Annotated in this window: 26 protein-coding genes; 14 read left to right on the top strand and 12 right to left on the bottom strand. The window is 62.1% G+C overall.

Translation table 11 applies throughout. From position 1 onward, the window contains the following. Positions 1–301 precede the first annotated feature (301 nt). The 7 genes from LIX91_RS13515 (at position 302) to LIX91_RS13545 (ending at position 7651) form a co-directional block, all read left to right on the top strand. Positions 302–754 carry a MarR family winged helix-turn-helix transcriptional regulator gene (locus LIX91_RS13515; RefSeq protein WP_226488618.1) on the top strand — a complete coding sequence of 151 codons (453 nt, stop codon included), beginning with the start codon at positions 302–304 and terminating at the stop codon, positions 752–754. After that, on the top strand, positions 751–2838 hold the full coding sequence (locus LIX91_RS13520) for an FUSC family protein (protein ID WP_226488619.1): 2088 nt from the start codon (positions 751–753) through the stop codon (positions 2836–2838). Before LIX91_RS13515 ends, LIX91_RS13520 begins: the two co-directional genes overlap by 4 nt. Further along, positions 2835–3044, top strand: coding sequence for a DUF1656 domain-containing protein (locus tag LIX91_RS13525; RefSeq protein ID WP_226488620.1), 210 nt, complete (start codon positions 2835–2837; stop codon positions 3042–3044). Before LIX91_RS13520 ends, LIX91_RS13525 begins: the two co-directional genes overlap by 4 nt. Next, positions 3041–3925, top strand: a complete 885-nt coding sequence (locus LIX91_RS13530; RefSeq protein WP_003417775.1) for an HlyD family secretion protein — start codon at positions 3041–3043, stop codon at positions 3923–3925. Before LIX91_RS13525 ends, LIX91_RS13530 begins: the two co-directional genes overlap by 4 nt. After that, positions 3922–5355 (top strand): efflux transporter outer membrane subunit, encoded by a 1434-nt coding sequence (locus LIX91_RS13535; RefSeq protein ID WP_046237338.1) that lies wholly within the window; start codon positions 3922–3924, stop codon positions 5353–5355. The genes LIX91_RS13530 and LIX91_RS13535 overlap by 4 nt, the downstream gene beginning before the upstream one ends. Positions 5356–5715: 360 nt before the next feature. Next, positions 5716–6549, top strand: a complete 834-nt coding sequence (locus LIX91_RS13540; RefSeq protein ID WP_003417779.1) for an ion transporter — start codon at positions 5716–5718, stop codon at positions 6547–6549. 103 nt (positions 6550–6652) lie between these two features. Beyond that, on the top strand, positions 6653–7651 hold the full coding sequence (locus tag LIX91_RS13545) for a sulfate ABC transporter substrate-binding protein (protein WP_003412272.1): 999 nt from the start codon (positions 6653–6655) through the stop codon (positions 7649–7651). Positions 7652–7709: 58 nt separating this feature from the next. On the opposite strand, the gene LIX91_RS13550 is transcribed toward LIX91_RS13545, so the two are convergent. From LIX91_RS13550 to ccmA, 10 genes are read right to left on the bottom strand one after another with little or no spacing between them, the layout of a single operon-like run. Further along, positions 7710–8117 carry a lipoprotein gene (locus LIX91_RS13550; RefSeq protein WP_003316888.1) on the bottom strand — a complete coding sequence of 136 codons (408 nt, stop codon included), beginning with the start codon at positions 8115–8117 and terminating at the stop codon, positions 7710–7712. 11 nt (positions 8118–8128) lie between these two features. Beyond that, positions 8129–9322, bottom strand: coding sequence for a c-type cytochrome biogenesis protein CcmI (ccmI, locus tag LIX91_RS13555; protein WP_226488621.1), 1194 nt, complete (start codon positions 9320–9322; stop codon positions 8129–8131). Further along, complete coding sequence (locus tag LIX91_RS13560; RefSeq protein WP_226488622.1) at positions 9319–9789, bottom strand: cytochrome c-type biogenesis protein; 471 nt, start codon at positions 9787–9789, stop codon at positions 9319–9321. Before LIX91_RS13560 ends, ccmI begins: the two co-directional genes overlap by 4 nt. Next, positions 9786–10322, bottom strand: coding sequence for a DsbE family thiol:disulfide interchange protein (locus LIX91_RS13565; protein WP_226488623.1), 537 nt, complete (start codon positions 10320–10322; stop codon positions 9786–9788). Before LIX91_RS13565 ends, LIX91_RS13560 begins: the two co-directional genes overlap by 4 nt. Beyond that, on the bottom strand, positions 10319–12292 hold the full coding sequence (locus tag LIX91_RS13570) for a heme lyase CcmF/NrfE family subunit (protein WP_226488624.1): 1974 nt from the start codon (positions 12290–12292) through the stop codon (positions 10319–10321). Before LIX91_RS13570 ends, LIX91_RS13565 begins: the two co-directional genes overlap by 4 nt. Positions 12293–12295: 3 nt before the next feature. Then, positions 12296–12763, bottom strand: coding sequence for a cytochrome c maturation protein CcmE (ccmE, locus tag LIX91_RS13575; RefSeq protein WP_003417784.1), 468 nt, complete (start codon positions 12761–12763; stop codon positions 12296–12298). Next, positions 12760–12936 carry a heme exporter protein CcmD gene (gene ccmD, locus LIX91_RS13580; protein WP_226488625.1) on the bottom strand — a complete coding sequence of 59 codons (177 nt, stop codon included), beginning with the start codon at positions 12934–12936 and terminating at the stop codon, positions 12760–12762. Before ccmD ends, ccmE begins: the two co-directional genes overlap by 4 nt. Beyond that, complete coding sequence (locus tag LIX91_RS13585) at positions 12933–13736, bottom strand: heme ABC transporter permease (protein ID WP_226488626.1); 804 nt, start codon at positions 13734–13736, stop codon at positions 12933–12935. Before LIX91_RS13585 ends, ccmD begins: the two co-directional genes overlap by 4 nt. A gap of 54 nt (positions 13737–13790) precedes the next feature. Next, a complete protein-coding gene (gene ccmB / locus LIX91_RS13590; protein WP_226488627.1) occupies positions 13791–14462 on the bottom strand; it encodes a heme exporter protein CcmB in 672 nt (223 codons plus the stop codon). After that, positions 14459–15100 (bottom strand): cytochrome c biogenesis heme-transporting ATPase CcmA, encoded by a 642-nt coding sequence (ccmA, locus tag LIX91_RS13595; RefSeq protein ID WP_032703043.1) that lies wholly within the window; start codon positions 15098–15100, stop codon positions 14459–14461. The genes ccmB and ccmA overlap by 4 nt, the downstream gene beginning before the upstream one ends. 189 nt (positions 15101–15289) lie before the next feature. Here ccmA and LIX91_RS13600 point away from each other — a divergent pair, with 189 nt between their 5' ends. Beyond that, positions 15290–16918 (top strand): flagellar hook-length control protein FliK, encoded by a 1629-nt coding sequence (locus LIX91_RS13600; RefSeq protein ID WP_226488628.1) that lies wholly within the window; start codon positions 15290–15292, stop codon positions 16916–16918. Then, positions 16918–17241 carry an EscU/YscU/HrcU family type III secretion system export apparatus switch protein gene (locus tag LIX91_RS13605; RefSeq protein ID WP_003412308.1) on the top strand — a complete coding sequence of 108 codons (324 nt, stop codon included), beginning with the start codon at positions 16918–16920 and terminating at the stop codon, positions 17239–17241. Before LIX91_RS13600 ends, LIX91_RS13605 begins: the two co-directional genes overlap by 1 nt. A 21-nt stretch (positions 17242–17262) precedes the next feature. Here the strand turns inward: LIX91_RS13605 and recR are convergent, their stop codons facing one another. Both recR and LIX91_RS13615 read right to left on the bottom strand, forming a co-directional pair. Beyond that, positions 17263–17865, bottom strand: coding sequence for a recombination mediator RecR (recR, locus tag LIX91_RS13610; RefSeq protein ID WP_003316874.1), 603 nt, complete (start codon positions 17863–17865; stop codon positions 17263–17265). 110 nt (positions 17866–17975) lie between these two features. Next, positions 17976–18860 carry a LysR family transcriptional regulator gene (locus LIX91_RS13615; RefSeq protein ID WP_226488629.1) on the bottom strand — a complete coding sequence of 295 codons (885 nt, stop codon included), beginning with the start codon at positions 18858–18860 and terminating at the stop codon, positions 17976–17978. A 96-nt stretch (positions 18861–18956) separates the two neighbouring features. On the opposite strand from LIX91_RS13615, the gene LIX91_RS13620 reads away from it, so the two are divergent. The 5 genes from LIX91_RS13620 (at position 18957) to LIX91_RS13640 (ending at position 24220) form a co-directional block, all read left to right on the top strand. Beyond that, a complete protein-coding gene (locus tag LIX91_RS13620) occupies positions 18957–20093 on the top strand; it encodes a DSD1 family PLP-dependent enzyme (RefSeq protein WP_226488630.1) in 1137 nt (378 codons plus the stop codon). Next, positions 20083–20481, top strand: a complete 399-nt coding sequence (locus tag LIX91_RS13625; protein ID WP_226488631.1) for a RidA family protein — start codon at positions 20083–20085, stop codon at positions 20479–20481. The genes LIX91_RS13620 and LIX91_RS13625 overlap by 11 nt, the downstream gene beginning before the upstream one ends. A 13-nt stretch (positions 20482–20494) precedes the next feature. Beyond that, entirely contained in the window at positions 20495–21679 is a 1185-nt protein-coding gene (locus tag LIX91_RS13630; protein WP_046237331.1) for an NAD(P)/FAD-dependent oxidoreductase, read from the top strand. Positions 21680–21717: 38 nt separating this feature from the next. Next, positions 21718–22575: a GNAT family N-acetyltransferase gene (locus LIX91_RS13635; protein ID WP_226488632.1), complete on the top strand. Its 858-nt coding sequence runs from the start codon at positions 21718–21720 to the stop codon at positions 22573–22575. A 184-nt stretch (positions 22576–22759) separates the two neighbouring features. Then, positions 22760–24220 carry an aldehyde dehydrogenase family protein gene (locus LIX91_RS13640; protein WP_226488633.1) on the top strand — a complete coding sequence of 487 codons (1461 nt, stop codon included), beginning with the start codon at positions 22760–22762 and terminating at the stop codon, positions 24218–24220. The last annotated feature ends 59 nt before the right edge of the window (positions 24221–24279 follow it).

Here is a 24279-nt window from a genome sequence, read left to right on the forward strand (position 1 = left end):
TGTTTTGCGAAGCGCGTCATTTTTTTGAATGTATCGAGGCCGATACAGCGCAAAAAGCCGCAAATTACCGACAGACGGTAGTAATTATCTTCATGAAAAATGAACTTATGGCACTTGAAACTGACAAAGGCGCCCCTTCATCAACGCTACGCCGCCTCGAAATACGCTTTCGCCGGGTTAAAAAAGCGCCTCCGCCGGGCGGCTTCGGGTTGACTGTAAGCAGTTGTTACGGGATATTAGTTAGCAAGCTATTTATATCCCTACTAACAATATCGCTCCTAACTAAATTCCTGGTGTTTTCATGTCTGTCGAATCCCTGCATCGGACAATCAGCAGTGGCCTGGTGGCCGCGTCTCGCCAATGGCGACGCATTTGCCAGAACACGCTGGTGACCTATGGCATTTCCGAAGCCTGCGCAGTACCGTTGCTGGCCATTGCACGCTTGGGCGATGGCGCACATCAGGTAAAAGTGGCCCAGGCGGCCGGCATGGAGAGCCCGACGCTGGTGCGTCTGCTCGACCAGTTGTGCAAGGCCGATATCGTTTGTCGCACCGAAGATCCGAATGACCGCCGCGCCAAGGCCTTGAGCCTGACGCGCAAAGGTCGCGCACTGGCGTGTGCCATCGAAGCCGAGCTGACCCGCTTGCGTGCCGAAGTGCTGCAAGGCCTGCAACCTGCCGACCTGGAGGCCACCTTGCGGGTGTTACAGGCGTTTGCCGATGCGGCGCAGCGCGAACACGAGGGCCAGGCTTGAACGGATTTTTCTCCAGCGTTCCACCTGCACGCGACTGGTTCTACGGTGTACGCACCTTCGGGGCGTCGATGCTGGCGCTGTACATCGCATTGTTGATGGAAATGCCCCGCCCCTACTGGGCAATGGCCACGGTGTACATCGTCTCCAGCCCCTTCGTCGGCCCGACCAGTTCCAAGGCGCTGTACAGAGCGGCCGGAACCCTGGCCGGTGCGGCGGCATCGGTCGTGCTGGTGCCCATGTTCGTGCAGACACCCTTGTTGCTGGCCATCGTGGTCGGGCTGTGGACCGGCACCCTGTTGTTTCTGTCCCTGCACTTGCGCACCGCCAACAGCTACGCATTGATGCTGGCCGGCTACACCATGCCGCTGATTTCGCTGCCAGTGGTCGACAACCCGCAAGCTGTATTCGACATCGCGGTGTCGCGTACCGAAGAGATTTTCCTCGGCATCATCTGCGCCGCTGTCGTGGGTGCGATGTTCTGGCCCAGACGCCTGGCGCCGGTGTTTCAGGCCACCACGGAAAAGTGGTTCAGCGATGCCGCGACCTACAGCCAGCGTTTTATCAGCCGCACCTGCCAGCCCGAAGAAATCGGTACGCTGCGCAACTCGATGGTCGGCAGCTTCAACTCACTGGAAATGATGATCGGCCAGTTGAGCCACGAAGGCGCCCGCAAGCAAACCGTGCGCAACGCCAATGAACTGCGCGGCCGGATGATCCACCTCTTGCCGGTCATCGATGCGCTGGACGACGCGCTGTGGGCGCTGGAGCGACGCACGCCCGAGCTGCTGGCCAGCATCAAGCCCTTGTTGCAAAAGGCTTGCGACTGGCTCGAAAGCACTGCCGATGGGCCGCAGGTGGGGCAATGGCAGCAGCTGCACCGCGATCTGCAGAGCCTGCAGCCGGACTCCGCGCAACTGGACGATCGCGATCAACTGCTGCTTTCAAATACACTGTTCAGGCTGGGTGAATGGATCGACCTGTGGCTGGATTGCCGTACCCTGCAATACGCGATCAAGACCGACGACCAGTCACAGTGGCGCGCGGTCTACCGCCACTGGCGCCTGGGCCGCCTGACGCCGTTTCTCGACCGCGGTCTGATGCTCTATTCGGTGACTTCGACGGTACTGGCGATCATCGCCGCGTCGGTATTGTGGATTCTGCTCGGCTGGAAAGACGGCGCAAGTGCCGTGGCACTGGCAGCGGTGTCGTGCAGTTTCTTCGCCGCCATGGACGACCCTGCTCCGCAAATCTACCGGTTCTTCTTCTGGACCCTGCTCTCGGTGGTGTTCGCCAGCCTGTACCTGTTTGTGGTGCTGCCCAACCTGCATGACTTCCCGATGCTGGTGCTGGCCTTTGCCGTGCCGTTCATATGCGTCGGGACCCTGACCGTGCAGCCGCGCTTCTTTCTCGGTACGCTGCTGACCATCGTCAACACCTCGTCGTTCATCAGTATCCAGAGCGCTTATGACGCGGACTTCATGAACTTCCTCAACTCCAACCTGGCGGGTCCTGCCGGGCTGTTGTTCGCCTTCATCTGGACCCTGGTGTTCCGCCCGTTCGGCGTCGAACTGGCCGTCAAGCGTCTGACCCGTTTCAGCTGGCGTGACATCGCCAGCCTCAGTGAAAACGCTTCGCTGGCCGAGCATCGGCGCATGGGCGTGCAAATGCTCGACCGCCTGATGCAGCAACTGCCGCGCCTGACGCTCACCGCCCAGGACACCGGGATTGCCCTGCGTGAACTGCGCGTCGCGCTGAACATGCTCGACCTGCTGGCCTACACCCGCCGTGCCACGCCTGCTGCTCAGGTATTGCTGCGTCAGGTGATCGACGAAGCCAGTGGCTATTTCAAACAGTGCCGCAAGGCCGGTGAACGGCTACCCGCGCCCAGAGGCCTGCTGATGGCCATGGACCGCGCACGCCGTTCACTGACCGATCAGGAGATGGGCGACAGCCCGGCCCGACTGCACCTGCTGCATGCCCTCAGCGGCCTGCGCCTGGCGCTGCTGCCGGGGGTCGAGATCGTCACCGTGGGCGGCGAACTGACCGAGCAACTGCCGCACAACATCGATGGAGCGCCCCTGTGATCGGTGATCTGGACATCAGCGGGATCTTCATCCCCACGTTCCTGGCGATGATGGGCATCGCCTATCTGCTGTTTCTGGTCGTGCACGCGGTGCTGTCGCGTGCCCACTTCTACCGTCTGGTCTGGCACCGGGCTTTGTTCAACGTAGGTCTATACGCTTTGTTGCTCAGCGCCGTGGATACTCTAAGTCGATACCTGATGACATGAAAAAACCGATACTGACACTGGGCCGCGTGGTCCTGACCCTGCTGGTTGTCACCCTGGCCGCCGTGGTGGTATGGCGCATGGTGATGTATTACATGTATGCACCGTGGACGCGCGACGGGCATATCCGCGCCGACATCGTGCAGATCGCACCGGACGTCTCCGGGCTGATCCAGAAGGTCGACGTCACTGACAACCAGCCTGTGCACAAGGGCCAGGTCCTGTTCACCATCGATCAGGACCGCTTCCGTCTGGCACTGCGTCAGGCGCAGGCGACGGTCGCCGAACGTCAGGAAACCTGGGAACAGGCGCGCCGCGAGAACAAGCGTAACCGCGGCCTGGGCAATCTGGTCGCCCGCGAGCAACTGGAAGAAAGCCAGTCACGCGAAGCCCGAGCCCTTTCGGCATTGGGCGAATCAAAGGTTGCGGTGGATGCCGCGCAGTTGAACCTGGATCGCTCGGTGATCCGCAGCCCGGTGGACGGCTACCTCAACGACCGCGCCCCCCGCGAACATGAGTTCGTCACTGCCGGGCGTCCGGTGCTTTCGGTGGTCGATTCGACGTCGTTCCACATCGACGGCTATTTCGAGGAAACCAAGCTCGATGGCATCCATGTCGGCCAAGGCGTCGACATCCGTGTCATCGGCGACAACGCGCGGCTGACCGGCCATGTGGTGAGCATCGTTGCCGGTATCGAAGACCGCGACCGCAGCAGCGGCTCGAACCTGCTGCCCAACGTAAACCCGGCCTTCAGCTGGGTGCGTCTTGCGCAGCGGATTCCGGTGCGGATTGCCTTCGATGACGTGCCTGCCGATTTCCGCATGATTGCCGGGCGTACCGCGACGGTGTCGATTATCGACGACACGCAGGAGCGCAGCCGATGAAACGTGCTTTACGCGTGGCCGCGCTCGGCTTTACCGCCGTGCTGTCGGCCTGCCAGATGGTCGGCCCGGATTACCAGTTGCCCAAAGACGGCGCCATCAATCGTCCGGACCTGCAGGGTGAACTGGCGGGTCGCTCGGTCAATACGGTTTCGGCCCCGGTGCCTGCACACTGGTGGCGCCTGTACCAGGATGCGCGTCTGGATGAGCTGGTGCGCCAGGCCATCGCTTCCAATACCGACCTGCGCATCGCTGCCGCCAACCTGCAGCGTGCCCGCTATCAGACCTCGGAAGCCGAGGCGGCCGGCGGCTTTACCAACGGCGCGAAGATCGGCGCGCAGCGCGTGCAGGAGTCGGGCGAGGCGTTTCTGCTGACCGACAAGGTGCCGGTGGCCAATGTCGGCGACGTGGGTCTGACCACTTCGTACCAGTTCGATCTGTTCGGCACCTTGCAGCGTGGCATCGAAGCGGCGCAGGCCAATGTCGATGCCAATCAGGCAGCGGTGGATACGGCACGTATCACGGTGGTCGCCGATGTGGTGCGCGCCTACACGCAGATTTGTGCGGCCAACGAAGAGCTCGACATCGCCCGCGAATCGCTGGACCTGCAAAAACAGAGTGTGTCCCTAAACCAGCGCCTGCGTGATGCCGGGCGTGGCGATGAAACCCAGGTCACTCGTTCGCAGACGCAGTTCAAGTCATTGCGCGCCGAAATGCCCCGTTACGAGGCGCGCCGTCAGGCTGCGATGTTCCGCCTGTCGATGCTGCTGGCCAAACCTGTCGAGCAACTGCCCGCCGGGGTAAGCACCTGCAACCAGCTGCCGCAGATTGCGCAGGTCATGCCGGTGGGCGACGGCGCAGCGCTGCTCAAACGCCGCCCGGATGTGCGTCAGGCTGAACGCCATCTGGCGATGTCGACTGCCGAGATCGGTGTTGCCACCGGCGAGCTGTATCCGGACATCAGCATCGGCGCGAGCATTGGCACCACCGGCCTGATCGAGAACCTTGGCAAGCCGGCGGCCAATCGCTGGGGCTTCGGGCCGCTGCTGAACTGGACCATTCCGTCCAACGGCTCACGCGCCCGCATCCATCAGGCCGAAGCCTCGGCGCAGGCGGCCCTGGCGCGCTTTGACGGTGTGGTGCTCAATGCCATCCGTGAAACCCAGACCGGTCTGGCGCAATACACCGCCCTGCTCGACCGCCGCGACGCCCTCAGAGAAGCCGAGCAATCTGCCAAGGAGGCGGCTGACCAGACGCACCGTTTCTATCAGGCCGGACGCGCCTCGTTCCTCGCCGACCTGCAGGCTACGCGCACTTACACTGACGTGCGCGCGCAAATGGCAGAGGCCAACACGCAGGTGGCGATGGGGCAGATCAATCTGTTTCTGGCACTCGGCGGCGGCTGGGAGAAGGATGACGTGGCGCAGCAGTAGGATGGGCGTTCGCCTCGCCATCAGGCATGGTTCGGATGGATTACGTCGCAATTTGCGTCGTCAGTGCCACCGAGATCGAAAAGCACTTTAGATGAGTCGGGCTAGAGGCACGGCCCGGAGCCTGATGACTATCGTTCCTCAAGCTCCGCGTGGGAATGCAGTTCGTGACGCTCTGCGTCACACAGCGGCTCTGTGGTGTCAGGTGGATTGGGGTTCAACTCAGGTCACCTTTACGCGGGCTATCACGCCCTCTTCGCGAGCAAGCGAAGCGTCGCCCGGCTCGTTCCCGCAGGTCTTGTGTGCTTGCACTCAACCACCCAATGCTCCTAGGCTCACCCGATCTTTGATTCGGGAACCACCATGGACAGCTCTCTCAGCCGCCGCGAACGGCTGCATATTGTTATTTTCGAGGCCAACACGCCTGCCGGGCGGATGTTTGACAAGGCGGTGCTGGTCGCGATTCTGCTCAGTCTGCTGGTCACTATCATCGACAGCATCGAGAGTATTCATCGTGATTACGCGATGCTCTTCGCGTGGATCGAATGGGGCTTCACGCTGATGTTTGCTATCGAATACATGCTGCGCCTGTATTGCTCGCCGCGGCCGCTGAAGTACGCATTCAGTTTCTACGGGCTGGTGGACCTGCTGGCGATCGTGCCGGGCGTGCTGTCGATCTATTACAGCGATGCGCAATACCTGCTGATCGTGCGGATCATCCGTATGCTGCGGATTTTCAGGGTGCTCAAGCTCGGCACCTACCTGCGGCAAGCCAATTACCTGCTGGCGGCGCTGCGTGGCAGCAAGCAGAAGATCATCGTGTTTCTGGTCACGGTGTCTACGCTGGTCACCGTGTTCGGCACGCTAATGTATGTTATCGAAGGTCCGGAGCATGGTTTCACCAGCATTCCCAAAGGCATTTACTGGGCTATCGTGACCCTGACGACGGTGGGCTTTGGCGACATCGTGCCCAAGACCCCGCTCGGCCAGATGCTCTCCTCGCTGGTGATGATTACCGGTTACTCGATCATCGCCGTGCCCACCGGGATATTCACCGCCGAGCTGGCCAACGCCATGCGCGGCGAGCAGTTGAAACACGACTGTCCGGTGTGCTCGAAAAACCTTCACGAGCATGGCGCGGCGTTCTGCTCACGCTGCGGCAATCAATTGTTTAAAAAAACAGAGCACAAGGCATAAGCAAAGATCTTTTCGGTCTTTAAACCGCAGGCGCGATGCTGATAGTGTCGCGGCATTACGCCATCAGGCTTGTCACACGACTCTTCATCTCAAGGACCCTGCAGTGAATAAACTCTTCGCCGCCTCGCTACTGGCCGCCGGCCTGGCTTTTGCCAGCGCTGCCCAGGCAGCTCCAACGCTGCTCAACGTCTCCTATGACGTGATGCGTGATTTCTACAAGGACTACAACAGCGCCTTCCAGAAACACTGGAAAGCCGAGAAGAATGAAGAGGTGACTGTGCAGATGTCTTTCGGCGGGTCGAGCAAGCAGGCGCGTTCGGTCATCGACGGGCTGCCGGCTGACGTGATCACCATGAACATGGCCACTGACATCAATGCCCTGGCCGACAATGGCAAGCTGGTGCCGGAAGACTGGGTCAGCCGCCTGCCGAACAATAGCGCGCCATTCACTTCGGCCACGGTATTCATCGTGCGCAAGGGCAACCCGAAGGCCCTCAAAGACTGGCCGGACCTGATCAAGGATGGCGTGGAAGTCATCGTGCCCAACCCGAAAACCTCGGGCAACGGCCGCTACACCTACCTCTCGGCATGGGGTTACACCCTGAAAAAAGGCGGCGATGAAGCGGCGGCGAAGAAATTCGTCGGTGATCTGTTCAGACATGTGCCAGTGCTTGATACCGGCGGCCGTGGTGCAACTACAACGTTCATGACCAACCAGATCGGCGACGTGCTGGTCACCTTCGAGAACGAAGCGGAAATGATCGCGCGCGAATTCGGTCGCGATCAGTTCGAAGTGGTTTACCCCTCCGTGTCGGCAGAAGCCGAGCCACCGGTGAGTGTGGTCGACAAGGTCGTGGACAGGAAAGGCTCCCGCCCCTTGGCTGAGGAATACCTGAAATACCTGTGGTCACCGGAAGGCCAGGAGATCGCTGCCAAAAACTACCTGCGCCCGCGTGATCCGCAGGTGCTGGCCAAGTACACCGATCGCTTCCCGAAAGTGGACTTCCTCTCGGTGGAGAAAACCTTCGGTGACTGGCGCACGGTGCAGAAGACCCACTTCATCGACGGCGGTGTGTTCGACCAGATCTATCCCGGCAAATAAGCCGCTCAGGCAATGCAAAACGGCGACCTTCGAGGTCGCCGTTTTTATTGAGCCTGGATCATTTACTGAACTGTTTGCCCAGCCCTGCCGGCACGCCACTGACATCAGTCGCCTGCCACGGACCGTTGGGGCTGGTTGCCCAACTCCAGCCGTCATTCCACTGATAATAAGTGCGCTGGCGATAGAACGTGTTGGGCTGATCGTCCATCACGTACACGCCAAGGCGCGGGTCCCAGTGGCTGCCGCCGCCCGGTGGCGGCGCGAAGCTGGCCGAGGACTTCGGCGCGGCGGCAGGCGCCTTGGCAGGCTCCGAAGGCGCGCTACTCGGACGCGGCGCGCCTGGCTGCTGGCCACCCGGCAGGTTGAGGATAGGATCCTGGCTATGTGGCGGTGCCGGATGCTGGACAGCACAGGCACTCAGGCCAACAACCAGACCCAACAAGGTGATGCGTGCGGTACGGTACATAAGCGAATTCTCTAGTTATCCGGACTGTCAATGATCAACGCCTGCTGAACCCCGGAATCACTGGCCAGTGGCTGACTGCGGCCGACCCACTCACCGGTGGTTGGCTGCCCTGTGCGAGACACTCGCACAACCAGTTGGACTTGCGCGAAGTTCGACAGGTTCAGTTGCGGCATCATCGCGTCGGCATCGCTCAGTTCCACCTCGGCAGGCAAGTCCGCCACGGTAATGCGTTTGACCGCCAAAGGTGCCGCCGGGCCATTGATGGCGCGGGCGAAGACGAACACGCTGTCGTTCGGGCTTACCTTGCCTTGAAGTGCCGCAGCCAGCTCGACATGAATTTTTATCGACTTCGCCTTAACTGCCGGCGCCGCGTCTGCCGCGCGTTTGGCGAGGTTTTCTCTGGCGCGGGCAATGCCGCCCTCCAGCGCCGACCGCGATGCGTCATCTGCGGGCAGTGCTGCGAGCAACCGGGTCCAGTAATCCACCGCCGCCTGATAGCGCTGTGTTTCGAACGCGGCAATCCCAAGCAGACCAAGGCTGGTGACTTCCTTGGGGTCAGCCTGCAGCGCTTCGTCGGTCAGCGCCTGCACCTGGGGTGTGAAGTGTTTGTCGCTGGCGAAATACAGCGCCTGAGCCCACTGCCCGAGCAACTCGGGCTGCCTTCCGGCCAGCGCCACCGAGCGCTCGAACATCTGCGCGGCATCACCCGGACGGTTCTGCGCCATATAGCTGCGCGCCAGAAAATACAGGTTTTCGGCTGAATCCGGTTGAGCCTGCACGCTGCGCTCCAGACGCTGGGTCATGTCTGCCAGCGAGGTGGGTGGTCGAGCGAATTCGCGACTCAGTTCAACCCGGTCACTGGCACCCAGCTGGAGATAGCCCGCCAGCCCCAACACAGGCACCAGCAGCGCAGCCAGCACCAGCAAGGGCTTGCCCAGACGCGATGTGCGGGCGGGCTCGGCGCCTTCGGTGTCGGCAAGCAGCTCACGCGCTGCTTCGGCACGTGCAGCCTGCAATTGCGCCACCGACAGCACGCCCTGCTCGTGCTGAACCTGCAACTCGCTCAACCGCTCCTGATACAAGGCCACGTTCAGAGCTGTGCGGTCTTCTTCCCGTTGCGCGCGATGGCCGCGCAGCAGCGGAATCAGCAAAAAGCTCAGCGCGACTACCAACAACAGCCCGGTTGCCATCCAGAAATCAATCATGGGCGGTGCTCATCCAGCAAGGTGGCGAGACGCTGCCTTTCATCTTCGGAAAGCCCGTCGGCGTGAGCGGATTGTGCCTTGCTGCGGCGGCCAACGATAAGGCCGATCACCACGAGTCCGCCGACCAGCAGACCGGCCGGCCCGAACCACAGCAACCAGGTGCGTGCATTGAGGCTCGGCTTGTAGCGAACGAAATCGCCATAGCGATCGACCATGAAATCGATGATCTGCTGATTGCTCTGCCCTTCGCCCAGCATGCGGTAGATTTCCTTGCGCAAATCAGCGGCAATCGGCGCATTGGAGTCGGCAATGTCCTGGTTCTGGCATTTCGGGCAGCGCAGTTCTCGGGTCAGTTCGCTGTAGCGGGCGCGCTCGGCATCGTCGCGAAAGGCATAAGCGTCGATGGCCGCGTGGGCAATACCGGAACACAGCACGCTGAGCAGGACGATCACCAGGTAGCGCTTCATAGCCGCGCCTCATCGACCAGTTGCTGATAACGCGCGGCAAGCTTTTCGCGCCACACTGCGTCGTCGATGACCCCGACGTGTTTGTAACGAATGACGCCCTGAGCATCGATCAGGAAGGTTTCCGGCGCACCGTACACCCCCAGGTTGAGGCCCAGAGAGCCGTCCTGGTCACGAATATTCAGTTGATAAGGATCATGGAATTCCTTGAGCCACTTCAGCGCGTCCGCGTTGACGTCCTTGTAATTCACGCCGTAGATCAGCACGCCCTGCTGCGCCAGCCGGGTCAGCACCGGATGCTCCACCCGGCAGGCCACGCACCAGGTGCCCCAGACGTTGACCAGCGCGGGTTTGCCGAGCAGATCGGCACGGCTCAACATCCGCTCGCCCTGCACCGCCGGCAGCGAGAATGCCGGAAAAGGCTTGCCGATCAGTGCCGAGGGCAGCTCGGCGGGGTCCAGATACAAACCGCGATACAAAAACGCCGTCACGCCCAGAAACAGCACCAGTGGCAGCACCATGACCCAGCGTTTCATTGTGCAGCTCCCGACAGACCCAATGCCTCGCGCACCTTGTTCTTTACCCGGGTGCGATAGCGCCGGTCCAGCGCCGCCAGAACCCCGCCCAGACCGGTCAGCAGGCCGCCAAGCCAGATCCAGCGCACAAACGGTTTGACGTGAACCCGAACGGCCCACGCACCGTCGCCCAGCGGTTCACCCAGGGCAACATACAGGTCCCGGCTGAAACCGGCATCAATGCCCGCTTCGGTCATCACCGACTGCTGCACGGTGTAGAGGCGCTTCTCCGGGTGCAGTTCGGTCAGTTGAACGCCGTTGCGCAGCACGCGAACAGTGCCGCGATCCGAGGTGAAGTTCGGCCCTTCATAATGCCGGGCGCCCTCGAAGACAAAGGTATACCCACCCAGTTCGGTGGACTCGCCAGGGGCCATGCGCAAATCGCGCTCGGCGCTGTTCTGGCTCGACAGCACCACCCCCAGCGCGCACACGACAATGCCAAGGTGCGCCAGCTGCATGCCCCAGTAGCTGCGGGTCAGACTGCGGGCGCCGCTGAGCAGACCCTTGTGGCGGGTCTTGTCGAGCAGGTCGCGAACCCCGGCCAGCAGCACCCAGGCGGCGAGCATCAGGGTCGCCAGCACCGCCCACTGGAAATCGCCCAGCAGCAGACCGGCCAGCACTGCCAGAACGACGCTGCCGACCAGTACCGGGGCCAGCATGCCGAGCAGCCATTTCAGCGGCGTGTCCTTCCAGCGCACCAGTACGCCGACCGCCATCACCACCAGCAGCAAGCCCATCAATGGCACGAACAGCGTATTGAAGTACGGCGGGCCGACAGACATCTTGGCGCCACTCATGGCATCGATCACCAGCGGATAAAGGGTGCCCAGCAGAATCATCGACGCGGCAACCACCAGCAACAGGTTATTGCCCAGCAGCAGGGTTTCCCGCGACCACAAGCCGAATCCGACCTGGCTTTTGACCACCGGTGCGCGAATCGCGAACAGGGTCAGCGAACCGCCGACCACGACCAGCAAAAACATCAGGATGAACACACCGCGCGCCGGGTCCGAGGCAAAGGCGTGCACGGAGGTCAGCACCCCGGAGCGGACCAGGAAGGTGCCCAGCAGGCTCAAAGAAAACGCAGCAATGGCCAGCAATACCGTCCAGCTCTTGAACACGCCACGTTTTTCCGTGACCGCCAGCGAGTGAATCAGCGCGGTGCCCACCAGCCAGGGCATGAACGAGGCGTTTTCCACCGGGTCCCAGAACCACCAGCCGCCCCAGCCCAGCTCGTAATACGCCCACCACGAACCCAGGCTGATGCCGATGCCGAGAAAAGCCCAGGCCACCAGAGTCCATGGACGAGACCAGCGCGCCCAGGCAGCGTCGAGTCGACCGCCTAGCAAGGCCGCGATGGCGAACGCAAAGGCCACGGAGAAGCCGACATAGCCCATGTACAGCATCGGCGGATGCACGATGAGGCCAATATCCTGCAACAACGGGTTCAGATCACGTCCATTCGCGGGCATCTGCGGCAACAGACGCGCGAACGGGTTGGAGGTCAGGATCAGAAACGACAGGAAACCCAGGCTGATCATGCCCATCACGGCGAGGACCCGCGCCAGCATCACCTGAGGCAGTTGCCGGGAAAACACCGACACGGCGAAGGTCCAGCCACCGAGAATCAAGGCCCAGAGCAACAACGAACCCTCATGCGCGCCCCACACGGCACTGAACTTGTAGTACCAAGGCAGCGCGGTGTTGGAGTTCTGTGCAACGTAGGCGACGGAGAAGTCGTCGACCATGAACGCGTAGGTCAGGCAACCGAAGGCGAAGATCAGAAAGCTGAACTGGCCCCAGGCTGCCGGACGGGCAAGGCTCATCCACAAGCGATCGCCGCGCCATGCGCCGATCAGCGGAATGATGGCCTGCACCAGCGCAAAGCCGAGAGCCAGAATCATGGCCAGATGGCCGAGTTCGGGAATCATCGATCAACCCTGTTTGACAGGTGTGGGAGACGCAGTCGGTGCCGCCTGACCGCTGTCACGCAAAGCCTTGGTGACCTCGGGGGGCATGTATTTCTCGTCATGCTTGGCCAGTACTTCGTCGGCCACCACTACGCCCTGTGCATTGAGTTTGCCCAGCGCCACGATGCCCTGCCCTTCACGAAACAGATCGGGAAGAATGCCCCGATAAGTGATGGTTACCGACTTGTTGAAATCGGTGACCACAAAACGCACGTCCAGCGAATCGGCCGAACGCTGCAATGAGCCCTTCTCGACCATGCCGCCAGCCCGAATGCGCGTATTCAGGGGTGCCTCGCCACTGGCGATCTGGCTGGGGGTGTAGAACAGGTTGATGTTTTCCTGCAAGGCGCTGAGGGCCAGGGTCACGGCCAGACCGACACCGGCCAGCAGCGCGACAATGATCAACAAGCGTTTTTTGCGCAGCGGGTTCACGGGCGATTCTCCCGCTTCAGGCGACGTGCCTGCTGTTTCAGAAACCGCTGCCGCGCCCATAGCGGCAACACCACGTTGATCAGCAGCACCACAAGGCACAAACCGTAGGCCGACCAGACAAACAACCCGTGGCGGCCCATGGCAAGAAAATCGCTGAACGATGCAAAACTCAAAGCGTGTTCTCCGACTGCGCTGCTGTGTGCCCCAGGCTGCGCAGAATCTCGGTCTTGACCCACTGCGTGCGCGCTTCGCGACGCAGCACTTCAAGACGCATGCGCATCATCAACAGCACGCCGAAGAAGCAGTAGAAACCGAGGGTGGTAAACAGCAGCGGCAGCCACATTTCAGCCGGCATGGCGGGTTTCTCCGTGAGGCTGAATGTCGAACCCTGGTGCAGGGTGTTCCACCACTCGACCGAATACTTGATGATCGGGATATTCACCACACCGACGATGGCCAGCACCGCGCAGGCCTTGGCGGCGCTGTCACGGTTACTGATGGCATTGCCCAGCGCGATCAGGCCGAAATACAGGAATAGTAGAATCAGCATCGAGGTCAGTCGCGCGTCCCAGACCCACCACGCCCCCCAGGTGGGCTTGCCCCAGATCGCGCCGGTCGCCAGCGCCAGCGCGGTCATCCACGCGCCAATCGGTGCAGCGCAGTGCAGTGCGACATCGGCCAGCTTGATTCTCCAGACCAGCCCGACCACCCCGCACACGGCCAGCATGACGTAACAGGACTGGGCAAGCATCGCGGCGGGTACGTGGATATAAATGATCCGGAAGCTGTTGCCCTGCTGGTAATCCGGCGGCGCGAACGCCAGCCCCCAGACCATGCCGATGACCAGCAACAGCACAGCGGCAACACTCAGCCAGGGCAGCAGGCGTGCGCTGACGCGGTAAAACCCTTTCGGCGAGCCGAGCGTGTGCAGCCAGGCCCAACCGATGCTGCTTTTCATGGCGTTGCTTTTCATCAGGGTGCATCCAGGGTGTTGACCGGCATCGAAGTCTCGATCCCGGAACCTCAATTATTCGCCGATGCTGATTTTCAGGCCAGCGGCTATCGCAAAGGGTGTCAGGGTGATCGCCAGCGCCGCCAGGCTGCCCAGCCACAGCAGATAGCCGGTCGCCGGCATGCCCTGCAGCGCGGCCTGCAACGCGCCACTGCCCAGAATCAGCACCGGGATGTACAGCGGCAGAATCAACAATGCCAGCAGCAGGCCGCCACGCTTCAAACCCACGGTCAACGCCGCGCCCAACGCCCCCAGCAGGCTGAGCACCGGGGTGCCCAGCAGCAGCGAAACCATCAACACCGACAGGCACTGCACCGGCAGACCGAGCATCAAGGCCAGCAAAGGTGACAACAGTACCAGTGCCAGCCCGGAAAAAACCCAGTGTGCCAGCACTTTGATCAGCACCAGAAGGGCCAGCGGGTGCGGCGAAAGGACCCACTGCTCCAGCGAGCCGTCCTCGAAATCACTGCGCAACAGCCCGTCCAGCGACAGCAGCACGGCCAGCAGTGCCGCCACCCAGACCAGCCCCGGCGACAAGGTTTGCAACAATTGCGTCTGCGGCCCCAGCGCCAGCGGGAACAGGGCGACAACGATCGCGAAGAACACCAGCGGGTTGGCCAGCTCTGCGGGACGCCTCGCCAGCAGCCGCACCTCACGGAGCATCAGCAGAACAAACACATTGCTCATGCTGACCACTGCCCCAGGTCGAGGTCCCGATAGCCCGCGGGCAGACGGCTCAGGCTGTGGTGGGTGGTCATGACAATCATGCCACCGTGTTCACAGTGCCCGGCGAGGTGGTTTTCCAGTTGCTCGATGCCTTGCCGGTCGAGCGCGGTAAACGGCTCGTCGAGCAGCCAGAGTGGCGGGCCCGGCAGATACAGACGTGCCAGCGCGACGCGACGCTGCTGCCCGGCCGACAAAGTGTGACAGGGCACGTCTTCGAAACCTGCCAGGCCGACCGCATCTAGCGCGGTGGCTATGGCGTCGGCATCGGCTGGCTGGTGCAGTGCGCTGAGCCAGGACAGGTTTTCCAGTGGCGTCAGCACATCCTTGAGCGCTGGCGCATGACCGATCCACAACAGCTTGCTGCCCGGTGCCGCGGGCCCACGATCCACTGGCTGCGCGTCGAGCACCACCTGTCCGGCCGTTGGCTGCATCAACCCGCACAGCAGGCGCAGCAGGCTGGTCTTGCCGCAGCCGTTGGGACCGCTGATCTGCAGCATGTCGCCCGCGTGCAGATGAAGATCGAGGTTTTCGAACAGCATCCGCCCGTCCCGCTCACACGCCAGAGCCGTCGCTTGCAAAAATGGGGTGGCTGCGATCATCGGGCGTTTCCAGTGCTTTGCGTCGCGAAATGTGCCAAAACAGACACATACGGAGTAAAACGCGGTTCAAGTCGGGGTTGATACGGCCGTTACATGAAGAGAAGTTAATGGCGGCTGGTCCGGTTTCGGCCGGTATTATACATGCGAGTCCTGTTATCAAAGGGGCAATTTCCTCGGGTCGATAGTGCAATGACAGGCGACATCACCAGCGTTCCGGCAACAAACGCCACCCTGACACTGTTGCGCGCCGGCATCTCCCCCGCGCAAGTGCTGACCATGCTGCAATCGGCGGAAAATCTGATCCCCGAAGGCGAAACCGCTAACGCCGAAGTGCTGACCCTCAAGCAGGTCAACCAGAACTTCCAGTTGCTGTTGCGGCTGGTGCTCGCCAACGGCAGCCTGACCAACTTACCGGTCACCAGCAGCGTCCCGTTCACGCCCGGCAGTCTGCTGCAAGTGGCGCAGGCATCGGCCAACGAGCTGACCTTGACACTGCAGCAGCTAAACGGCGCGCTGAAAAACTCGATGACCAGCATCGATACCCAACAATTACCGGTCGGCACGCTGCTGCAGGGCAAAGTCATGACCAGCCAGGTGATCGCTCAGGCAGTCAATCAACTGGCCACCCAGAACCCGGCCGCTGCGACGCCCACCTACCGCTCCATCGTGATGCTGCTCAACACGGCGCTGGCGGGTTCCAGCCTGACCATCGAGAGCCCGCAGCCGCTGACGGTCGGCAGCCTCCTGAGCGCTCAGGTACAAGGCAATCAGGCACTCAACTTCGTGGCCCTGCCCGGTCGCTTCGATCAACTGGCCTTGGCGCAGCAACTGTCCGCACAGCAAAATCGCCAAGGCTCGCTGGACACCCTGATCAACGCCCTGCAAAACCTGCAGTCCGGCAGCCCGACCAGTCCTGGCCCGGCCATCAGCGCCCCGCTGCAGGCCAGTATCAACCAGTTGCTCGCCGACCTGCCCGACGTCGAGCAGATGACCACCCCCAAGGGCGTGGCCCAGGCGCTGAACGCCAGCGGCGTGTTTCTGGAAGCCAGACTGCTGGCCGGATTGAACCAGGCGCAGCAGCTACCGGACATGAAAGCCAACCTGATGCGTCTGATCGCCCAGATCCTTCCCGGCCTGCCAGACAATATGTCTTACGGCGCAGCGGCGGCGTCCAACACCCTGGCGCGCACGATGCCCAATGCAATCCGCAATGCGCTGGGCACCCTGGGCCTGGTCGCGGCACGCACTCAGCCAAGCATTTTTCCGCTGCCATCGCGCACGGTCAGCGGTGGCGAGAAGGAGGATGATCTGGAAATCCTCCTCAAGCTCGCTGCGGCTGCTGTCTCACGCCTGCAAAGCCATCAACTGGGCGGGCTGGAACAAACGCGCACCAACGCCGACGGCACCCAGGTGACCACCTGGCAGCTGGAAGTGCCGATGCGCAACGCCCACGACATCGTGCCCTTGCAGGTCAAGGTGCAGCGTGAAGACACGCCCGATCAGGACGCGGCCGAAGACCGTGATGATATCGAGATCAAGGACACCCGGGAAAAACTCTGGAAAGTCGACCTGGCGTTCGATCTCGAGCCGTTGGGGCCCTTGCAGGTGCATGCGCAGTTACTGCGCGGCACGCTGTCCAGCCAGCTGTGGGCCGAGCGCCCCGACAGCGCGGCATTGATCGAACATGAGCTGGGGTATCTGCGCGAACGGCTGATAGCCTGCGGCCTGGCAGTGGGCGAACTGGCCTGCAGCCACGGCGCACCACCAAGCGGTCCGCGTACCGCGCTCGAACAACGCTGGATCGACGAGAACGCCTGATGAGCCTACCCGATCACACTCCGCGCCAGGCTATCGCCCTCAGCTATGACGGCCAGCACGCCCCGACGCTCAGCGCCAAGGGCGACGACCAGTTGGCCGAGGCGATTCTGGCCATTGCCCGCGAATACGAAGTGCCCATCTACGAGAACGCCGAACTGGTCAAGCTGTTGGCACGCATGGAACTGGGCGACAGTATTCCCGAGCCGCTGTACCGCACGATTGCCGAAATCATCGCGTTCGCCTGGCACCTGAAAGGCAAGTTTCCGGCTGGTCAGGACCCGAACGCGCCACCTGTCGAGCGCGATATTACGCCGCGCTACTGACTGCAGAAGCGCTGGCCGGTATCACATTGCAATCGGCTTGCGCCCTGCAAACGAATGCGCCAGCGTGCCGCCGTCGACCAGGTCCAGCTCGCCACCCAGAGGAACGCCGTGGGCAATGCGCGATGCGACCAAGCCCTTGTCATGCAGCAACTGGGCGATGTAATGCGCGGTCGCTTCGCCTTCCACCGTCGGATTGGTCGCGAGGATCACCTCGGTGAAGGTGCCCTGCTGGCTGACGCGTTCCATCAACTGCGGAATGCCGATGGCCTCCGGTCCCAGGCCGTCGAGCGGCGACAGGTGGCCCTTGAGCACGAAGTAACGACCGCGATAGCCGGTCTGCTCCACCGCATAGACATCCGTCGGGCCTTCGACCACGCACAGCAGCGTGTCATCACGACGCGGGTCTGCGCATTGCGGGCAGAGTTCCTCTTCGGTCAGCGTGCGGCATGAGCGACAGTGACCCACGCCATCCATCGCCTGCCCCAATGCCTGCGCCAGCCGCGAACCGCCGCTGCGGTCGCGCTCCAGCAACTGCAACGCCATGCGCTGAGCGGTTTTCTGACCGACGCCCGGCAGCACGCGGAAGGCATCGATCAACTGGCGAATCAGGGGGCTGAAGCTCATGGAGAAAAATCCGACAAAAACACAAGACGCGGTTTATACCCGCGCGTTGCCGTGAGCGTCAATTAAGGTGTTCAACACAGCGACCAACAGCGTGCCAGTGCTTTGCCGAATCAGGCTTTCAGGGCTATCTCGAGAAACTCGGTCAACGCCTGTACCCGTGCGCTGCGATGCTTTCGTACAGGCACCAGCAGGTTGATCGGCGCACTGGCCAGTTGCCAATCGGCAAGCACCCGCACCAGCCTGCCGCTGGCAATGGCGTCGCTGACGTCCCACTGCGAGCGCAACACGATGCCCAGCCCCTGCTCGGCCCAGCGCCGGGCGACCGAGCCGTCGTTGCTGAGCAGCGCGGGCTCGATGCGCAGGGTCTTTTTGGTCTGGCCCTTGCTCAGGTGCCAGAGGGTGACGTCTTCATCGTTTTCGCGAATGCAGATGCAGCGATGGCCAGCCAGTTGATCGGGCGTCGAGGGCACACCATGCTGTTCGATATACGCCGGGCTGGCGCACAGCCAGCGATGATTCTGTGCCAACGGCCTGGCGATCCACTGGCTGTCATTGAGGCTGCCGATGTGTATCACCGCATCGCTGTCGTGACGGTCCGGCCAGGGTGTTTCGCGCAGGTCCAGTTGCAGACACAACTGCGGGTGCAGCCTGGCGAAGCGCGCCAGCAGCGGCGCAATGCGCTGGCGTCCATAACCGAACGGCGCTGCCAGGCGCAGCGTGCCCACCAGCCGTTCATCACGCTGCCTGAAAGACTCCGGGAGTGCCTCCAGTTGCTCCAGCAGCTGTGCGCTTTCGCGGGCGAAACGCTCACCATCAGCGGTCAGACTCAGGCGTCTGGCGTCGCGACTGGCCAAGGTGATGCCCAGTTGCGTCTCCAGTTTGCGCAAACGCATCGACAACGCCGGCGGCGAGACATTGAGGATTCTGGCGGCAGCACTGAGCGATTCGCAGCGCGACAGGGTCACGGCCAGACGCAGGTCTTCGATAGCAATCATTCACTTCAGCTTAAGGATTGATGATCGTACATTGAACCACAGCTTCATCATCGCTGCGTAGAGTGGTTGCCGTACCCAGCCACACGAGCGCTTTCCATGTCAGCCTCCCTGTCCTCTCTCGATACGCCTGTCGCGCTGCTCGATGTGTCGCGCATGCAGCACAATATCCAGCGTATGCAACAACGCATGAACGAGCTGGGCGTGCGTTTGCGCCCGCACGTCAAGACCAGCAAATGCCTGCCGGTCATACAGGCGCAGATTGCAGCGGGTGCCAGCGGTGTCACGGTGTCGACGCTGAAGGAGGCTGAGCATTGCTTTGCCGAGGGCATCGACGACGTGTTCTATGCCGTCGCCATTGCACCCGGCAAGCTGGAGCAGGCACTCAGACTGCGGCGCAAGGGTTGCCGCCTGAGCATCCTGACCGACAGCGTGACAGCTGCCCGGGCAATTGTCGCCTTCGGCCAGGCGCATGACGAACGTTTCGACGTCTGGATAGAAATCGATTGCGACGGTCATCGCTCCGGCCTGACCGTTGACGACCCCTCGCTCGTCGAGGTCGCGAGCACGCTGGTCGACGGTGGCATGCAACTGCGCGGGGTAATGACCCACGCCGGGTCCAGCTATGACCTCGACACCCCTGAAGCGCTGCAAGCCCTCGCCGAACAGGAACGCAGGCTCTGCGTCAGCGCCGCCGAGCGGATTCGCCGGGCAGGACTGCCCTGTGCGGACGTCAGCATCGGTTCGACGCCGACGGCACTGTCGGCGCAGAGCCTGCACGGCGTGACCGAAGTTCGCGCCGGGGTGTATGTGTTCTTCGATCTGGTGATGCACAACATTGGTGTATGCCAGGCAGATGAGCTGGCTCTGAGCGTATTGACCACGGTCATCGGCCATCAGCAGGACAAGGGCTGGATCATCGTTGATGCGGGCTGGATGGCCATGAGCCGCGATCGCGGCACTCAGCGTCAGCGCAAGGATTTCGGCTACGGCCAGGTGTGCAGCGACACTGGCGAGTGGATCGACGGTGCACGGGTCACCGGTGCCAATCAGGAGCACGGCATCATCACACTTGCTGCGGGCAGCGAGGCCGACATCAGCGAGCGTTTTCCCATCGGCAGCCGACTGCGCATTCTGCCCAACCACGCCTGTGCCACCGGCGCGCAATTCCCGGACTACCACGCCTGCGACAGCGAAGGCGCAATCCATACCTGGAGTCGCCTGCATGGCTGGTGAGATGAAACCGATCAGTACGTCCCAGGCCGCAGCACCCGGCGGGCATTATTCGCAGGCGATGCTACATCAAGGCACGCTGCATGTTTCCGGACAACTGCCGGTGCGCGCCGATGGCAGTCACAGCGTCGGCGAGCCGTTCGAGGTCCAGGCTGCGGTCGCGCTGGACAATCTGCTGGCCATCCTTGGCGCGGCGGGATGCAATACGGATGACCTGCTGAAAGTGACCATTTATATCGCCGGCGTCCAGCACTGGCCTGCCTTCGACCGCCTCTACGCGGGCTATCTGGGCGAACATCGTCCTGCGCGCGCGGTGGTGCCGGTTCCGGAATTGCACCACGGCTACCTGATCGAGATCGAAGCGCTGGCGCGTTGTAGCCAATCCACATGAGCGGGAGCCCCTCATGACCCCACAAAAAAGCGATGTCCTGATTATCGGCGGCGGCTTCATGGGCGCGTCCTCCGCGTTTTTTCTGCGCCAGCACGGCCGTTCGGTCACCCTGCTGGAGCGCGACCAGATCGGCCAATACGCCAGCGGCGTGAATTTCGGCAACGTGCGCCGTCAGGGACGGTTTCTCGGCCAGCTGGAACTGTCCAATCGCTCCTGGGCCCTGTGGAAGCGCCTGCCGGAGCTGATCGGTGAAGACCTGGAATTCATTCCCAGCGGGCATATGCGCGTGTGCTATCGCGAGGACGAAATCGCCGAACTGGAGGCCTATGCCGCTGCCCCAGAAGCCCGCGAGCTGGACTTGCAGATCCTTTCCGGCAAGGCGCTGCACGACCGTTTTCCGTTTCTCGGTGCGCAAGTCAAAGGCGGTTCCTATGCGCCCCATGACGGGCACGCCAACCCAAGGCTGGCAGCCCCCGCGTTCGCCCGCGCGGCGATTCGTGCGGGGGCAAGAATCGAAGAACGCACTGAAGTGATCGAGGTGCAAAAGGTGGGCGGCGAGTTTCAGGTCACCACCGCCGATGGACAGCTATTCGTCGCCGAACAGTTGCTCATCACTGCCGGTGCCTGGGGCGCCAGGCTCGCCGAGCAGTTCGGCGAGTCTGTCCCTCTTGAGCCCAACGGACCGCAGATGTCGGTGACAGAACCGATACCTTACGCGCTGCCGACGGTGATCGGGGTGTTTACCAGGATCAAGGAGGAAGTGATCTATTTCCGGCAGATCCCGCGCGGCAACATCATCATCGGAGGCGGCAATCGCAATAAACCGGACATGCTCAACCGCCGCGCCTACTTCAAGCCGGAGAGCCTGATCAACCAGATGAAACAGATGAAACGCCTGCTACCGGGTGCAGAGAAGCTGAACATCATCCGTGTCTGGAGCGGCATCGAGAGTTACACGCCGGACTCGCTGCCGATCATGGGTCGCAGCGGCAAAGTCGACGGCCTGTTCTACGCGTTTGGCTTTTGCGGCCATGGTTTTCAGCTTGGTCCCGGCGTCGGTGACGTCATGGCCGAGCTGATCAGCACCGGCAGCACGCGCACGCTGATCAGCCCGTTCGATATTCGCCGCTTCACCGATCCGACGGCCATCGAAATACCGCTCATGTCCAGCCTGATGAGCACTGGAAAGCTGGTATGAGCCAAACCACTCACCCACCTCATCGCAACGGAGGCGCCATGCCTGCAACCTCAGACGCTCACTACCAGTATCGCCCGGTGACTGCGGCGGATATCCCGGCAGCCCATGCCCTTTCAGTGAGCCTCAAGTGGCCACACCGCGAACAGGACTGGGCGATGGTGCAACGTACTTCCGAGGGTTTTGTCGCCGAGCATGATGGCCAGCTGGTTGGCGTGGCGTTTACCTGCCATCAGGGTGACTGGTCCTCGATCGGGCTGGTGATCGTCCGCGATGATCATCAGGGCAAAGGCATCGGTCGCCACTTGATGAAGCTGTGCCTCTACGCGACGGCACCGCGCACGCCGATCCTCAACGCTACGGAACTGGGCGCGCCGCTTTACCAGAGCCTGGGTTTCGTTGACTTCGCACGCATCCAGCAGCATCAGGGCGTTGCCGACCTGTCAGGGCTGGCGCCAGCGAAAGACGACCTGCCGATACGTACGCTGGGCACGACCGACCACGCAGAACTGATCCGCCTGGCCAACGCGGGCAGCGGCCTGGATCGCACTGCCGTGCTGACTGATCTGTTGCACGATGCAGAACAGGCGGTCGGCATTGAATACGCAGGTCAGTTGCAAGGTATCGCCCTGCTGCGCCGTTTCGGACGCGGTCATATCATCGGTCCGGTGGTTGCCGGTGATGTAAATCAGGCACAACGATTGATTGAACACCTGTTGCAACAGATACCCGGCCTGTTCGTGCGCTTCGACATTCTGGCTGACTGCGGGCTGGCGGCGTGGCTCGAAAGCCTGGGGCTGCCGTGTGTCGACAGGGCACCGCGCATGGTGCTCGGGACGCCGCCCGCCTCCAACCCGGATGTGCAGCAATTCACGCTGGTGACTCAGGCGATCGGCTGATAACAGCGCGGATAAACGGCCGAAACAGGTCCGCCATGTTAGCGGGTTGCATACAGCAGATTATTCTTTGCAACCCGGCAGATCGGCGCTTTTTATCCAGGCTGCTTTGTTAGCTTATGGGTATCGAACGGCCTGACAGCAAAGGGCCTGGCCTTGACCATTATTGCTCCAGGGAGCCCGCTGGATGACCTCACAGTCCTTGAACAGCCATCACGTTGATCCGGACACCGCGCTGAAACTCTATATTGATGGTCGTTGGTCCGCCCCGCTCGACCCGGTCAGTATCGCGGTGATCAACCCTGCGACCGAAGAAGCAGTAGCGCATGTCGCCAGTGGCTCGGCCGCCGATGTGGACCGTGCAGTTGCGGCAGCGCGGGCAGCTTTTGCCGGCTGGTCCAGCACCTCGCCACACGCCCGGGCCCAGGTCATCGGCCGGATCCATGAGCTGATTATCGAGCGCAAGGAACAACTGGCGCAGGCGATCTCACTGGAGATGGGCGCATCCATCAGTTCGGCGCGGGCCATGCAGGTGCCGCTGGCCGCAGAACACGTACGTGTTGCACGTGACCTGCTGGCGACCTACCGCTTCCACACCGTCGAAGGCGGCACGGCGATCGACCGCGAGCCCATCGGTGTGTGCGGGCTGATCACGCCGTGGAACTGGCCGCTGTATCAAATCACCGCCAAAGTCGCCCCGGCCATCGCGGCCGGCTGCACGGTGGTGCTCAAGCCCAGCGAACTGTCTCCCCTGAGCGCCCTGCTGTTCGCGCAACTGGTGCATGACGCCGGTCTGCCGCCGGGGGTGTTCAATCTGGTCAATGGCAGCGGCCCCGAGGTTGGTGGCGCGATGGCGGCCCACCCTGATATCGACATGATCTCGATCACCGGCTCCAACCGGGCAGGCGCATTGGTGGCGCAGGCCGCCGCCCCGACGGTCAAACGAGTGACTCAGGAACTGGGCGGCAAATCACCGAATATCCTGCTGCCCGACGCCGACTTCGCCAAAGCCGTGCCGCCCGGCGTGATGGCCGCGTTCCGCAATGTGGGTCAGTCATGCAGCGCGCCGACGCGAATGATCGTGCCCAGGAACCGACTGGCAGAAGTTGAAGCGCTGGCTGCCGAAACGGCCGCGGCAATCGTTGTGGGTGACCCGCAGTTGGAGCAGACGGTATTGGGCCCTATCGCCAATGAGGCACAGTTTCATCGTGTCCAGGCGATGATCGATGCCGGGCTGAGCGAAGGCGCGAAGCTTATCTGCGGCGGGCCGGGACGCGTGCAGGGCCATGAGCGAGGCTTTTATACCCGGCCAACGGTGTTTTCCGATGTGGACTCGTCGATGCGTATCGCCCGGGAAGAGATTTTTGGCCCGGTGCTGTGCCTGATTGCCTACGATACGGTCGAGGAGGCTATCGCAATTGCCAACGATACGGTCTATGGCCTGGGTGCGCATGTCCAGGGGCAGGACCTCGAGCAGGCACGCGCGGTGGCTTCGCGCATTCGTGCCGGGCAGGTGCACCTGAACTACCCCGCCTGGAACCCGATGGCCCCGTTTGGCGGCTACAAGCGCTCGGGCAACGGTCGCGAGTACGGTGTGCAGGGGTTTGAAGAGTATCTGGAGACCAAGGCTATTGTGGGGTTTGGCTGAGTGGGGTTTGTGCTGCGCGCTAATTCTTGCTGATTGTGAGGATCGTTGACTATCGTTCC

This window comes from Pseudomonas sp. B20 (genome assembly GCF_020515755.1).
Taxonomy (GTDB): Bacteria; Pseudomonadota; Gammaproteobacteria; order Pseudomonadales; family Pseudomonadaceae; genus Aquipseudomonas; species Aquipseudomonas syringae.

What these genes read in the sequence shown, in the direction of transcription:
- LIX91_RS13515 (WP_226488618.1), top strand. Translation starts at nt 302, where the DNA reads ATGTCTGTCGAATCCCTGCATCGGACAATCAGCAGTGGCCTGGTGGCC.
- LIX91_RS13530 (WP_003417775.1), top strand. Translation starts at nt 3,041, where the DNA reads ATGAAAAAACCGATACTGACACTGGGCCGCGTGGTCCTGACCCTGCTG.
- LIX91_RS13535 (WP_046237338.1), top strand. Translation starts at nt 3,922, where the DNA reads ATGAAACGTGCTTTACGCGTGGCCGCGCTCGGCTTTACCGCCGTGCTG.
- LIX91_RS13540 (WP_003417779.1), top strand. Translation starts at nt 5,716, where the DNA reads ATGGACAGCTCTCTCAGCCGCCGCGAACGGCTGCATATTGTTATTTTC.
- LIX91_RS13550 (WP_003316888.1), bottom strand. Translation starts at nt 8,117, where the DNA reads ATGTACCGTACCGCACGCATCACCTTGTTGGGTCTGGTTGTTGGCCTG.
- ccmI (WP_226488621.1), bottom strand. Translation starts at nt 9,322, where the DNA reads ATGATTGATTTCTGGATGGCAACCGGGCTGTTGTTGGTAGTCGCGCTG.
- LIX91_RS13560 (WP_226488622.1), bottom strand. Translation starts at nt 9,789, where the DNA reads ATGAAGCGCTACCTGGTGATCGTCCTGCTCAGCGTGCTGTGTTCCGGT.
- LIX91_RS13565 (WP_226488623.1), bottom strand. Translation starts at nt 10,322, where the DNA reads ATGAAACGCTGGGTCATGGTGCTGCCACTGGTGCTGTTTCTGGGCGTG.
- LIX91_RS13570 (WP_226488624.1), bottom strand. Translation starts at nt 12,292, where the DNA reads ATGATTCCCGAACTCGGCCATCTGGCCATGATTCTGGCTCTCGGCTTT.
- LIX91_RS13585 (WP_226488626.1), bottom strand. Translation starts at nt 13,736, where the DNA reads ATGAAAAGCAACGCCATGAAAAGCAGCATCGGTTGGGCCTGGCTGCAC.
- ccmB (WP_226488627.1), bottom strand. Translation starts at nt 14,462, where the DNA reads ATGAGCAATGTGTTTGTTCTGCTGATGCTCCGTGAGGTGCGGCTGCTG.
- ccmA (WP_032703043.1), bottom strand. Translation starts at nt 15,100, where the DNA reads ATGATCGCAGCCACCCCATTTTTGCAAGCGACGGCTCTGGCGTGTGAG.
- LIX91_RS13600 (WP_226488628.1), top strand. Translation starts at nt 15,290, where the DNA reads ATGACAGGCGACATCACCAGCGTTCCGGCAACAAACGCCACCCTGACA.
- LIX91_RS13605 (WP_003412308.1), top strand. Translation starts at nt 16,918, where the DNA reads ATGAGCCTACCCGATCACACTCCGCGCCAGGCTATCGCCCTCAGCTAT.
- recR (WP_003316874.1), bottom strand. Translation starts at nt 17,865, where the DNA reads ATGAGCTTCAGCCCCCTGATTCGCCAGTTGATCGATGCCTTCCGCGTG.
- LIX91_RS13615 (WP_226488629.1), bottom strand. Translation starts at nt 18,860, where the DNA reads ATGATTGCTATCGAAGACCTGCGTCTGGCCGTGACCCTGTCGCGCTGC.
- LIX91_RS13620 (WP_226488630.1), top strand. Translation starts at nt 18,957, where the DNA reads ATGTCAGCCTCCCTGTCCTCTCTCGATACGCCTGTCGCGCTGCTCGAT.
- LIX91_RS13625 (WP_226488631.1), top strand. Translation starts at nt 20,083, where the DNA reads ATGGCTGGTGAGATGAAACCGATCAGTACGTCCCAGGCCGCAGCACCC.
- LIX91_RS13630 (WP_046237331.1), top strand. Translation starts at nt 20,495, where the DNA reads ATGACCCCACAAAAAAGCGATGTCCTGATTATCGGCGGCGGCTTCATG.
- LIX91_RS13635 (WP_226488632.1), top strand. Translation starts at nt 21,718, where the DNA reads ATGCCTGCAACCTCAGACGCTCACTACCAGTATCGCCCGGTGACTGCG.
- LIX91_RS13640 (WP_226488633.1), top strand. Translation starts at nt 22,760, where the DNA reads ATGACCTCACAGTCCTTGAACAGCCATCACGTTGATCCGGACACCGCG.